The sequence below is a fragment of the Sphingobacterium corticis genome, from assembly GCF_042684745.1.
Lineage (GTDB): Bacteria > Bacteroidota > Bacteroidia > Sphingobacteriales > Sphingobacteriaceae > Sphingobacterium > Sphingobacterium corticis.
This window is the reverse complement of sequence record NZ_JBHUMA010000004.1, coordinates 1041452-1054456: the sequence shown is the minus strand read 5'-3', so window position 1 is coordinate 1054456 and position 13005 is coordinate 1041452. Positions and strand designations below refer to the sequence as shown.

Sequence of the window (13005 nt, the reverse complement as noted above, 5' to 3'; positions counted from 1 at the left end):
GGCAGACTCAAATATAGCTTTTGTCTGCTAAAAGAACAATATCATGATGATCACGTTTCTTTTGCCTATTTTTACTTTCATGACAATTACCAGCTATCGATTAAAAAATGTCAGCCTTTGTTTGGGATTTTTGTTTTCCAGCCTAACATTATCAGCACAAGTGGCTGAAACGGCTGATTTGGAACGTATTCTAAACACGCTCGCTTCTGATGATATGCGAGGACGGCATTCGTTGACGCCCGATATTGCGAAGGCGGCAGATTTTATTTCTGATGAATTTCAATCGATTGGTTTAAAGCCGTATGCGGAATCCAATTATCGCCAAACTTTTAAGCTGAACAAGATTTCTCCTGCTAAACAGGAAGTTATCGTGAATGGTAAAACGCTTACCAACCACGATTTTCTAATTTTTGGACGGCCGGAAGAATTGTCATGGAATCAGCAATCAAATGTCCAAATTAGCGCCATCGAAGAAGAAGCTGATTTTTCGCAGGCATTCCGTTTTCATGCTTTGCAAGGAAAGGAAAACGAAATTATTTGGGTACATCCGGCACATCGGGATTTATTGGCGCGTTTCCGCAAAATGATTGGCGAGGAAACCTTGGTTCCTGCTTCGCAGGAACAAAATCAGGCTCCGACAAAAATTTTCATCATCCAAGAAACTGCTCCTACAGCGTTTGAAATCCAAGCGAGCAGTCGCAAAGAGCCTTTCGAACTATTTAATGTTGCGGGCATGTTGCCGGGTAAATCGAAACCGGAAGAATACGTGATTTTCTCCTCGCATTACGATCATATTGGGATTATTGATGCTGTTGGTCAAGATTCAATTGCCAACGGAGCAGACGATGATGCTTCGGGAACGACTGCTGTGATAGCGCTTGCAAAACACTTTAAAGAACTGGACAACAACGAACGAACATTGATCTTCGTTGCCTTTACTGCGGAAGAAATCGGCATGTACGGATCTAAAAATTTCGGAACCACCATTGATCCAGATAAAGTAGTCGCCATGATCAATATTGAAATGATCGGGAAGGATTCAAAGTTTGGTCCGAATTCGCTGTATATCACTGGTTATGATGCATCCAATCTCGGACAGTTGGTGCAAGAAAAAGTGAAAGGTTCTTCATTCACATTCCATCCTGATCCATATCCACAACAAAACCTTTTCTATCGCAGCGATAACGCCACATTAGCGGCGTTAGGAGTTCCGGCGCATACGTTTTCAACTTCGCAAATTGATAAAGATGAGTACTATCATACCGTGAAGGATGAGGTTTCGACCTTAGATATTAAGAATATCCAATCTAGTATCGAAGCAATTGCACATGGTGTGGTTGGTATTGTAAGTGGTGAACAGACGCCGACGCGCGTGGAGAAGTTGCGTGATTAATTAGTCAGCGAATCAACAAAATTTACAAGGATTTTTGCATCACGTAATCGTCCAAAACGTATCCGTGATAGGGGATATCCACCTCGCGAACAATGATAAAGCCTTGCTTTTTGTAGAAAAGCTGGGCTTTATTTCCTCGATTTACATTCAATTCCAAAACAGCTAATTTTTCATCGAACGCCTTTTCCGCAGCAAAATCGATTAGTTGCTTTCCAAAGCCTTTCCCTTGCGTTTCGGGAAGCAAGTACAAGCTCTCGATGCGTAGCACGCTTTGTTCTGATAAAGCAGTCAACGCAATATATCCGACCGCCTTTGCGCCTTCATACGCTAAGTAAAACATTCTTCCGGCATCCAGTTTTTCTTTCAACGCCTTTAAGGAATACATATCTTCCAGCATGAATTCAATTTGATCTTTCGATAAGATCGATGCATAAGTCGGGTGCCAAATCGCGTGCGCTAATTCAGAAATGATAGTAAGTTCAACGGATTGCGCTTTTCTAATACTCAACATCACAGTTCTTCCCCGATTATTAATGGTTCGCCGTTTTTGGAATTGATTCGTACAAATCCCGTTTGAATGGATTTATATAGGGTATCACTTATTTTCTCCAAATTCTCGGTATGGTAATCGGTATTGGTGTTCAAAATAATGATTTGCCGATCATCGGGCATCCATTTATCGAATGTTGGCTGAATGATATATTTCACTTGCTTACTGTACAACGCTACGACAAATTCTTTATGATACGGCAGGATGACATTTGGCTGAAAGCTGTTCCAAAGAATATGCACTGCAAATTGATTTCGGCTTCTCAAATACAGCATCACGTCAGTCAGGAAATCTTGACTACAAATAACTAGTACGCCATCTTGTTCTACATGAAGGTCCTGCTGAGCGGTAAGTATAACGTCAATCTTGATTCCCCTTGCCAGCAAAAAGTCCACGTGATGATCCGATGCAATAACGATCGGGCTCCATTCCAGCAATTGCCCTAGATATTCCTCGTCGAGCGCATCGACATCGAATATGAGAAGCGCAGGTTCTTGGTTTTCGCGAACAACGTGATGGGAAGACATAGCGATTAAGCTTCCAAGGATTTGATAGCAATGTATGCCATTAATCCGATGCTCGTTTCCAAGGCAGTTTCATCGATGTCAAAAGTTGGCGTGTGCACTGCTGATGTAATCCCGCGTTCTTTATTCCCAGTCCCCAAACGGTAGAAACAAGCATTTGTTTCCTGGGAATAATAGGCAAAATCTTCTGCGGCGGGCCACAAATCCAACTCCAAAACATTTTCTTTACCCAAAAACTCTTCTGCATAACTGCGCGCCGCTTCGGTGGTTTTCGGCTCGTTGATTAAGAACGGGTATCCTTTATCAATTCGGAAATCGCAGGTTGCACCCATTGCTTCCGCAATGCCTTCCACCATTTTCGTCATCTTTTGATGTGCATCCGCACGCCAGTTTTCGTCAAATGTTCGGAATGTTCCTTCTAGTTTAACTTCGTCAGGAATTACATTTGTTGCGCCGTTACCAATGATTTTACCCCAAGATAACACCGTTGGAATACGCGGATCTGCATAGCGACTGACCACTTGCTGCATCGCGGTGATGATTTGCGCTGTGATCGCTATTGGATCGATATTTTGATGTGGCTGCGCGCCATGCCCACCTTTTCCACGAAGGGTCAAAAACAATTCGTCGCAAGAAGCCATATATTTTCCGGAACGGAAACCCACTTTTCCGCTTTCTATTAAAGGCATCACATGTTGTCCAATAATAGCTTGTGGTGCAGGATTTTCCAACACACCTTCTTTGATCATCAAAGAGGCGCCTCCGGGAAGACGTTCTTCTCCAGGTTGGAAGATCAATTTAACCGTTCCACCAAATTTTGATTTTAAACTATTCAAGATTTTCGCAACGCCCAATAAGGAAGATGTATGCACATCGTGTCCGCAGGCATGCATCACACCGGGATTGTTGGATCCATAATCGCGACCATCTACCTCCTGAATGGGCAATGCATCCATATCCGCGCGAAGCGCAATAACTTTATCTGAAGGCAATTCGCCTTGAATCAAAGCAACAACGCCCGTATCAGCCATTGCTGTGTACGGAATTAACAACTTGTCTAGCTCCTGTTTTACAAAAGCGGACGTATTGTATTCTTGAAAAGAAAGTTCAGGATTTTGGTGCAAATGCCTTCTAATGCCTACCGTTTCTTCAAAAAAAGAAGCCGCTAAGCTTTTAATTTCCTCTTTCATCATAAATGGTGTTGAATCGTTTATTGCCAGATCCAAATATCTTCGACGAAAACGAAGACATTGCTGTATTGTCCGCGTAGTTTACGCATGAAGGTATTCGCTTCCGAGCGTGTTCGAAAATCGCCCACTTTCACACGGAAGTTTGGTTCTTCGTAATTGATGTACGCGCCCATATCATTGTATTGACGCAGAAATCCGTTTTGAGCGGATACGGCATCACTTCGATTAGGTCCGGAGAAGATTTGAACACGGAATCCTCGTGTGCGAACACGACGCATATTGCGTTTGTCCGTGGTCACTTTCTTTTCTCCTAAACTAACCGTTGGACGGCTAGCTGGATTGATTTCATGCTCGGCGCGGAAGGCTTGTAAAGCAGCGATCAATGGATCAGCGACTACATCTACGCGTTCCTGGGCATGTACTGCGGTGAATAATCCACACAGTATTCCACATAAAATCAATCCCTTTCTAACCATGGTTAATTATTTATTATTTACCGTGACAGTTCTTGTATTTTTTACCTGAACCGCATGGACATTCGTCGTTACGACCAACCGTTTGCTCTTTGCGAACTGGTTGTGTTACTTGTTGTGCTCTCGTATCGTCTACATCTTCCTCGCTTACGCCAGTCGGAGATGAAAGCTCTTGCTTAGAAGCGGTCACTTGCGCCGGTTGTGCCGGAATTGGACGAGCTTCCTTCACTTGCTGCTCTTGCTGACCTTGTTGTCCGGGAATTTCACCCTTGAACAAGAAGCTTACGATTTCTTTATTCATAGAAGCCAGCATTTCTTTAAACAAGTTGTACGCTTCCATTTTGTAGATCACGATAGGATCCTTTTGCTCATACACCGCGTTTTGTACCGACTGTTTCAAATCATCCATTTCACGCAAGTGCTCTTTCCAAGCTTCATCAATCAAAGCAAGAACTATACCTTTCTCAAAAGAACGGAACACTTCTCTACCTTCCGAAGCCACCGCTTTCTTCAAATTCGTAGCTACTTGAATGCCACGCGTTCCGTCAGAGAATGGCACAACCACGTTTTCGATCATATCGCCGCGCTCGGCCATTACGTTCGTCATTACCGGAAGCGTTTGTGCTGCCACATGGGTAGCTTTCTCTTGGTAATGTGCAATCACTTGACTGAACAACTTATCAGCAAGCGCCGTCGCAGGGCTTGATTTGTATTCTTCCTCGTTGATAGAGGTATCCAATGCGAACAAACGAATCACTTCAATTTGGAACTCCTCAAATGAGCCGCCTTCTTTGGAAGAAAGTACTACATCTTCAACTACATCGTAAATGGTGTTGTTCAAATCCACATCCAGACGTTCACCGAACAAGGCGTTTTTGCGTTTCGTGTAAATTACAGTACGTTGTGAGTTCATCACATCATCGTATTCCAACAAACGTTTACGAATACCGAAGTTATTTTCTTCCACTTTACGTTGTGCACGCTCAATGGATTTCGTCAGCATACTATGTTGCATCACTTCGCCCTCTTCCACGCCCATACGCACCATCATGTTGGAGATACGCTCTGAGGCGAATAAACGCATCAACGGATCTTCCAAGGAAACGAAGAACTGAGAAGAACCCGGATCACCCTGACGACCAGCACGACCGCGTAACTGACGATCCACACGACGAGATTCGTGACGTTCCGTACCGATGATAGCCAAACCACCTGCACCAGTAACTTCGGAACTCAACTTAATATCCGTACCACGACCAGCCATGTTTGTTGCAATCGTAACCTGACCAGGCTTACCCGCTTCCGCAACGATATCTGCTTCTTTCTGGTGCAATTTCGCATTCAATACGTTGTGCTTGATACCACGCATTTTCAACATACGGCTCAATAATTCAGAAATCTCTACGGAAGTGGTACCCACCAATACCGGTCTGCCCGCTTCTGTTAAAGTCTGAATTTCCTGTGCTACCGCGTTATATTTCTCACGCGCTGTGCGGTAAATAAAATCTTGTCTGTCGTCGCGTTGAATACCACGGTTTGTCGGAATTTCTACTACATCCAGTTTATATATCTCCCATAACTCGCCTGCTTCGGTAGAAGCAGTACCCGTCATACCTGATAATTTGTGGTACATACGGAAGTAGTTCTGCAAAGTGATCGTTGCGTACGTTTGCGTCGCATCTTCCACTTTTACATTTTCCTTCGCTTCGATCGCTTGGTGCAAACCATCTGAATAACGACGACCATCCATAATACGACCTGTTTGCTCATCAACGATTTTCACTTTACCTTCATCGACGATGTATTGATCATCGATTTCAAATAAGGTGTATGCTTTCAACAACTGGTTGATCGAATGAATACGCTCTGCTTTGATCGAATAATCGCGCAACAACTCTTCTTTCTGACGTGCTTTCTCTTCCAACGCATCGCTGGAATTTTCAATCGCTGCAATTTCCGTACCGACATCCGGAAGGATGAAAAAGTTTGGATCTTCTCCGGAAGCCGTGATTAATTCAATCCCTTTCTCGGTTAACTCAACCTGATTATTTTTTTCATCAATCACAAAGAACAACTCCGCATCCGCTTTCGGCATGTGGCGATTTTGCTCCGACATGTAGAAGTTTTCTACTTTTTGTAGAATCTGACGGTGATTGTTTTCACTTAAGAACTTGATTAATGCTTTATTTTTCGGCAAACCACGGTATGCGCGGAATAATGCTAAACCGCCAGCTTCTGCATCCGTATCGCCTGCCGCGATTGCCTTCTTCGCTTGGTTTAACACACCATTGACGTATGCTTTTTGCGCATTTACCAAACGCTCAATACGCGGTTTCAATTGGTGGAATTCATGCTGATCGCCACGCGGAATCGGACCGGAAATAATCAACGGCGTACGCGCATCATCAATCAAAACGGAATCCACCTCATCGATCATCGCAAAGTGAAGTTTGCGCTGCACCATAGCTTCCGGATTTTGCGTCATGTTGTCACGCAAGTAATCGAAACCGAATTCGTTGTTTGTTCCGTAAACGATATCCGATTGGTAAGCTTTGCGACGTTGTGGTGAGTTCGGCTGGTGTTTGTCGATACAATCGACACTCAATCCGTGGAATTCGAACAATGGACCGTTCCATTCGGAGTCACGACGAGCCAAGTAATCGTTCACTGTGATGATGTGAATACCATTTCCAGAAAGTGCGTTCAAGTAAGTTGGCAATGTTCCCACCAAAGTTTTACCTTCACCCGTTGACATCTCAGAAATCTTCCCTTGATGCAGCACGATACCGCCGATCAGCTGTACATCATAATGCACCATATTCCAGGTCACTTCCGTACCGGCAGCTAACCATGTGTTTTTCCAAACCGCTTGATCGCCTTGAATAGAAACATTCGCTTTTAGCGCTGCGATGTTACGATCAAACTCGCTAGCCGTAACCGAAATCTCTTTGTTCTCCGTAAAACGACGTGCCGTTTCTTTCACAACAGCGAAAGCTTCCGGTAAAATCTCGTTCAATACATCTTCCAGTTTCTTATCGCGATCTTTGGTTAGCTTATCCACCTTTTCGTAATGTGAAGTTTTCACTTCCATATCTTCGGTGGCTTCAGCCTGCTCTTTCAAGCTATTTATCTCGTCATCGATTTCTTTCAGGTATTCCGCAATGCGGCTTTTGAAATCGGCTGTTTTCCCTCTCAATTCGTCATTTGATAAGCCAGCAAGCTTCTCATACTCTTCCTTGATCTTATTTACAATTGGTTGTATTCCCTTAATATCTCGCTCGGACTTGCTACCAAATAACTTACTTAAGAATTTTAACATAATCTTTTAAATCTGTACTCACCTAATGCGCAATAATAAATCCAAAGTTCCTAAACAGACAATTTGGCACTAGTCGGGCAAATTTAATTATTCAAGGTGATAAGTAGCGTGTTATCTCCTTTTTTTTACCGATTTTTTTAAGCTATTTAACATCGATTTCCGGACAGCATTTAAGCAATTGATTTTCAACAGAAAAAACAATTAAAATTATTGTAATATCTTTATTGCTATGACATCACTACTGAAATCACTACTCGCCACCATCATAATATGCTTAACTGCCATGATGCCCAGCTTAGCGCAGGAATTGCCAAAAATACTGGTGTTTTCGAAAACAGCCGACTTCCGTCACGATAATATTGAAGTAGGCGCGGAAGCCATTCAGAAACTCGGCCGAGAAAACAGATTTGATGTAGAGCACTCGGAAGATGCACATTTATTCACCAAAGAAAGGTTAGCGCAATATCAGGTCATCCTATTTTTGAGTACTACGGGCAATATTTTCAGCGATGATCAAAAATCAGCTTTTCAAGATTACATACAGAACGGCGGAGGATTTGTTGGAATACATGCAGCCAGCGATACCGAACATCATTGGCCTTGGTATGAGCGCTTGATTGGTGGCTATTTCATGAGCCATCCGGAAGTGCAGTTGGCGGATATACATGTACACAATCACGAACATCCAGCGACGGTGCATCTTCCCAAAATTTGGAAACGTAAAGACGAATGGTATGATTTTGAGAAACTAAATCCGGATGTAAAACTGCTGATGACCTTAGATGAAAATAGTTACCAAGGTGGAAAAATGGGTAATTTTCATCCGATTTCCTGGTTTCACGAGTATGATGGCGGGCGCGTTTTTTATACCGCACTTGGCCATACCAAAGAAGCATTTCAAGAGGAAGATTTTTTAAAACATATTTTGGGCGGCATTCGCTACGCGCTAGGATTGGAAAAAGATTAACGACATTTTTCTTAGTTTTGTGGTCAATGAAGTATTGCTCAATTGCATCTGGAAGTAACGGAAATTGCTATTATGTAGCCAAGGATGACACGGCGGTGTTAATCGATGTCGGCATCAATAATAAGCACATGCAATTACGGATGGATCGTTTAGGAATTTTGCCTACGCACGTTAAAGCCATCTTCATTACGCACGAACATACAGATCATATTTGTGGGCTTTCTGTCTTCGCAAAGAAATACGATATTCCCATATATATAACACAAGGAAGTTACGACGGCAGCAAACTGCGTTTGCCAGAACATTTGGTAAACATTATCCAAAGTAATGAACGCGTGCGCATCGGATCGTTGGAAATTATTGGCATTCCAAAATACCACGACGCGAAAGAACCTTGCAGTTTTGTGGTGTCAGATGGCAAAACCAACATTGGCGTTTTGACCGATTTAGGGCGAGGATGTGATAATGTGAAACATGTTATTCAGCATGTTGATGTATTATTGCTGGAGAGCAACTACGATGAGGAGATGCTGGAGCATGGTCGCTATTCGTATTATTTGAAAAATAGAATCCGCGGCGGGTTCGGACACATTTCGAACATTATGGCTTTGGATTTATTTTTAACAAACCGAAGCGCTCGATTGAAACACCTTATTTTAGGCCACCTTTCTGGACAAAATAATACCGTCGAAAAAGTTTGGGAAACCTTTGCTTCCCATTGCGAAGATATTCGTTTATCCATCGCTACGCGCCATGAAGTTTCTCCGATTTTCGACATTGCCGATTTATACCGCAGTACGGAAACACCAATCAAAAGCATTTCTCCTGAGCAACCTATTCGGGAAGTGATTTAGGTTTATTCCAATAAAAAAAAGCGCCTGACAATCATCAGACGCTTTCGCATTTATATTAATTACTAATTATACAAACTTAGTTTTTGCGCGGTTCTAAACCTTTCGCAACCAATGCTTCAACATAATTACGAACTGCTTCGTTAGAGAAACGAGAAGTTACGTCAAAAGCAAATGCATGTACTAAAAGGGTACGTGCGGACTCCTCACCAACACCTCTTGCACGCAAGTAAAATAATGCCTGATCATCGAATTGTCCCATTGTACAACCGTGTGAACATTTCACATCATCTGCAAAAATTTCCAATTGTGGTTTTGTATATACCGTCGATTTATCGCCGATCAACATATTGTTGTTCTGCTGAAAAGCATTTGTTTTTTGTGCATCTAAACGAACGAAAATCTTCCCGTTAAATACCGCTGTGGAATTGTCCTGAGGAATATTTTTATACCATTCGTAAGATTCACAATGTGGCTTCAAGTGATCAACGATCGTATGATTGTCTACCAATTGTTTATCGGCCAACAAGTTGATACCGTACAAGTGGGATTCTACCTGTTCCGCATCCAAACGCACGTTGATGTTGTTACGCACGAATGTAGCACCTGGGAAAGTACAGTTATAATTGTTGTATAAACTGTATTTCTCTTGGTAAACTTCCGTATGATTCAAATAATTGCTGGTAGGCGCAGCAACTTGCAGGTAATAGTGTTGCATTTTAGCATTTTCTGCCAAAACGATTTCTGTTACTTTGTTGTGTAAGTTTTTCGCGCTTCCGTCTACCGTGATGAAAGATTCGATCACTTCGACTTGCGCATGCTCGCCTACAACGATCAAATTACGCGTTTGCGCAAAGAAAGATTCATTACCACTCGCTACGTGAATTAAGTGAATGGGCTTGCTGATTACCGCATTCTTTTTTACCTCGATAAACACGCCAGCAGTGTACAACGCGGTATTTAGATAAACCAACGCATTATCCGTTTTATCGGCATGCTGCGCAAAATGACGTAGAAATTGTGGATCGTTTGCTGCATCTTCGATGGGCTTCACCACCAATCCTTCTTCATCATCTAAGGTAGAAAATGCCACCGTGTATTGGCCATTCACCAACACCAAACGGTGTGCATCAAGATTTGGAATATCGGCTTGACTCAAATCAAGATCAGCCACTTCCACATCTGTATTCAAAATATAAGGTGCTTGCACCAAGGAATGGATGTTGGTGTACTTCCAATCTTCGTGCTTCACCGTTGGAAACCCTGCTTGCTCAAACTTCGCGAAGGCTTCCTGACGGATGCTTGCTAATGAAGCCGGCTCATCCACCTTTTCCAAATTCTGGAAAGTAGTGGTTAGTTGCTGAAACAGAGATTCTGCTGTTAATGTACTCATATTTTTTGTTGTCAATACACTCATAACCTTCCCTTCTTAATTTTGATTAGGCGGTTTGCGTATCTAGTTCTTTTAACCAATCGTATCCTTTTTCTTCCAATTCCAACGCCAATTCCTTCGGGCCAGTTTTCACGATGCGTCCGTTGTACAATACGTGTACAAAATCAGGAACGATATAATCTAACAAACGTTGGTAGTGCGTAATCACAACGAAAGCGTTGTCTTTCGAACGCAATTGATTCACACCGTTCGCAACGATACGCAAGGCATCAATATCTAAACCTGAATCTGTTTCATCTAAGATGGAAAGCTTTGGATTCAACATCGCCAACTGGAAGATTTCGTTGCGTTTTTTCTCACCACCAGAAAAACCTTCGTTCAAAGAGCGGTTCGTCAATTTTGCTGAAAACTCCACCAATTGCTGTTTGTCTTTCACCATTTGTAAAAACTCTTTCGCTTCCAACGGTGGCAAACCTTTGTATTCGCGAATGTCATTCAACGCCGTTTTCAAGAAGTTGATATTGGAAACACCGGGAATTTCTACCGGATATTGAAATGCTAAGAAAAGACCTTCACGTGCACGATCTTCTGGTGAAAGATCTAACAAATCCACACCATCTAACAATGCTTGACCTTCCGAAACTTCGTAAGAATCACGACCTGCTAGTACATTTCCTAAAGTGCTTTTTCCGGCACCGTTTGGTCCCATAATCGCGTGAACTTCTCCAGCTTTAACTTCTAGGTTTAATCCTTTTAATATGTGTTTGTCCTCAACTGAGGCGTGCAAATTTTCAATTTTTAACATGCTGTTATTATGTGTTTTATGCTATTGCAATAATTCGTTACCCTACTGATCCTTCTAATGAAATCGCCAATAATTTCTGTGCTTCCACCGCAAATTCCATCGGCAATTGGTTAAGCACTTCTTTCGCGTAACCATTCACGATTAATCCTACCGCTTTCTCTGGATCAATACCGCGTTGGTTCAAGTAAAATACTTGATCCTCACCAATCTTAGATGTGGTCGCTTCGTGCTCCAATTTTGCAGATTTGTTTTTGCTTTCGATGTATGGGAACGTGTGCGCACCACAACGATCACCAATCAATAAAGAATCACATTGCGTGAAGTTTCTTGATTGATCTGCATTTGGACCAATTTTTACTAAACCACGGTAACTGTTATGACTAAATCCGGCAGAAATACCTTTTGAAATAATTTTCGATTTGGTATTCTTTCCTAAGTGGATCATTTTCGTACCTGTATCCGCAACCTGTCTGTTACGTGTCATCGCTACGGAGTAGAATTCGCCCACACTGTTGTCGCCTTTCAGGATCACGCCAGGATATTTCCAAGTAATCGCCGATCCGGTTTCTACTTGTGTCCACGAGATTTTAGAGTTATCTCCTTTACAAATACCACGTTTCGTTACGAAATTGTAAATCCCTCCTTTGCCATCTTTATCGCCCGGGTACCAGTTTTGTACAGTAGAATATTTAATCTCCGCATCTTTCATTGCGATCAATTCAACTACCGCCGCATGCAACTGATTCTCATCACGCATTGGCGCCGTACATCCTTCTAGATAAGAAACATACGAACCTTCATCCGCAACGATCAATGTACGTTCGAACTGACCAGTATTTTGTGCGTTGATACGGAAATAAGTGGATAATTCCATCGGGCAATGCACGCCTTTCGGAATGTAAACGAATGATCCATCCGAGAAAACGGCTGAATTCAAAGCAGCGTAGATGTTATCCGTTTGTGGCACAACCGTACCTAAATATGCTTTTATTAAATCTGGGTGTTCTTGAACAGCTTCGCCGAAAGAACAGAAAATAACGCCTTTTTCTTTCAACTTCTCGCGGAATGTTGTTTTCACGGAAACCGAATCAAAAACAGCATCTACGGCTACAACGCCCGCCAAGATTTTTTGTTCATCCAACGGAATACCCAACTTCTCAAAGGTAGATAGCAATTCCGGATCTACTTCATCCATACTTTGCAATTGCTTTTTAGGCTTCGGCGCAGCATAGTAAGATAGGTCTTGGAAATCTACCTCGGGATTATCGAAATTTTGCCAAGTCGGCATATCCATATCCAGAAAATGACGAAACGCTTTCAGTCGCCATTCCAATAACCATTCCGGTTCGTTTTTCTTAGCAGAAATTAAGCGTACGGTATCTTCGGTAAGACCTCTCGGCGCGATTTCCATATCAATATCGGTAGTAAAACCGTATTTATATTCCTCGTGCTCAAGCTCTTTTAGTAATTCGTCGTCTTTGGTACTCATATCTCTTTCACCTTAATAAGATGGCACGGAGCCATCCCGATTTCAATTTGC

11 protein-coding genes are annotated in these 13005 nt (G+C 42.5%); 3 read left to right on the top strand and 8 right to left on the bottom strand.

Features of this window, described 5'->3' with window-relative positions; genetic code table 11:
* The first annotated feature begins 43 nt into the window (after positions 1-43).
* Positions 44-1393 carry a M20/M25/M40 family metallo-hydrolase gene (locus tag ACFSQ3_RS05915; protein WP_380868398.1) on the top strand — a complete coding sequence of 450 codons (1350 nt, stop codon included), beginning with the start codon at positions 44-46 and terminating at the stop codon, positions 1391-1393.
* A gap of 22 nt (positions 1394-1415) precedes the next feature.
* Here the strand turns inward: ACFSQ3_RS05915 and ACFSQ3_RS05910 are convergent, their stop codons facing one another.
* Genes ACFSQ3_RS05910 through secA form a run of 5 tightly spaced genes read right to left on the bottom strand, consistent with a single transcriptional unit; the run spans position 1416 to position 7449 of the window.
* A complete protein-coding gene (locus ACFSQ3_RS05910) occupies positions 1416-1904 on the bottom strand; it encodes a GNAT family N-acetyltransferase (RefSeq protein WP_380868396.1) in 489 nt (162 codons plus the stop codon).
* Positions 1904-2470, bottom strand: a complete 567-nt coding sequence (locus tag ACFSQ3_RS05905; protein WP_380868395.1) for a hypothetical protein — start codon at positions 2468-2470, stop codon at positions 1904-1906. Before ACFSQ3_RS05905 ends, ACFSQ3_RS05910 begins: the two co-directional genes overlap by 1 nt.
* Before the next feature lie 5 nt (positions 2471-2475).
* Positions 2476-3660: a M20 metallopeptidase family protein gene (locus tag ACFSQ3_RS05900; protein WP_380868393.1), complete on the bottom strand. Its 1185-nt coding sequence runs from the start codon at positions 3658-3660 to the stop codon at positions 2476-2478.
* Positions 3661-3677: 17 nt separating this feature from the next.
* On the bottom strand, positions 3678-4133 hold the full coding sequence (locus tag ACFSQ3_RS05895; protein ID WP_380868391.1) for an SPOR domain-containing protein: 456 nt from the start codon (positions 4131-4133) through the stop codon (positions 3678-3680).
* Between the two features lie 13 nt (positions 4134-4146).
* Positions 4147-7449 carry a preprotein translocase subunit SecA gene (gene secA / locus ACFSQ3_RS05890; protein WP_380868389.1) on the bottom strand — a complete coding sequence of 1101 codons (3303 nt, stop codon included), beginning with the start codon at positions 7447-7449 and terminating at the stop codon, positions 4147-4149.
* A 229-nt stretch (positions 7450-7678) separates the two neighbouring features.
* Here secA and ACFSQ3_RS05885 point away from each other — a divergent pair, with 229 nt between their 5' ends.
* Positions 7679-8416 (top strand): ThuA domain-containing protein, encoded by a 738-nt coding sequence (locus ACFSQ3_RS05885; protein WP_380868387.1) that lies wholly within the window; start codon positions 7679-7681, stop codon positions 8414-8416.
* A gap of 26 nt (positions 8417-8442) precedes the next feature.
* A complete protein-coding gene (locus ACFSQ3_RS05880) occupies positions 8443-9270 on the top strand; it encodes an MBL fold metallo-hydrolase (protein WP_380868385.1) in 828 nt (275 codons plus the stop codon).
* Positions 9271-9346: 76 nt separating this feature from the next.
* On the opposite strand, the gene sufD is transcribed toward ACFSQ3_RS05880, so the two are convergent.
* The 3 genes from sufD to sufB are packed head-to-tail and all read right to left on the bottom strand — an operon-like array spanning position 9347 to position 12954.
* The gene (gene sufD / locus ACFSQ3_RS05875) at positions 9347-10660 is read right to left on the bottom strand and encodes a Fe-S cluster assembly protein SufD (RefSeq protein ID WP_380868383.1); all 1314 of its coding nucleotides are present in this window, start codon (positions 10658-10660) and stop codon (positions 9347-9349) included.
* A 46-nt stretch (positions 10661-10706) separates the two neighbouring features.
* On the bottom strand, positions 10707-11465 hold the full coding sequence (sufC, locus tag ACFSQ3_RS05870; protein WP_380868381.1) for a Fe-S cluster assembly ATPase SufC: 759 nt from the start codon (positions 11463-11465) through the stop codon (positions 10707-10709).
* Between the two features lie 37 nt (positions 11466-11502).
* Positions 11503-12954, bottom strand: a complete 1452-nt coding sequence (sufB, locus tag ACFSQ3_RS05865; protein ID WP_380868379.1) for a Fe-S cluster assembly protein SufB — start codon at positions 12952-12954, stop codon at positions 11503-11505.
* Positions 12955-13005 lie beyond the last annotated feature (51 nt).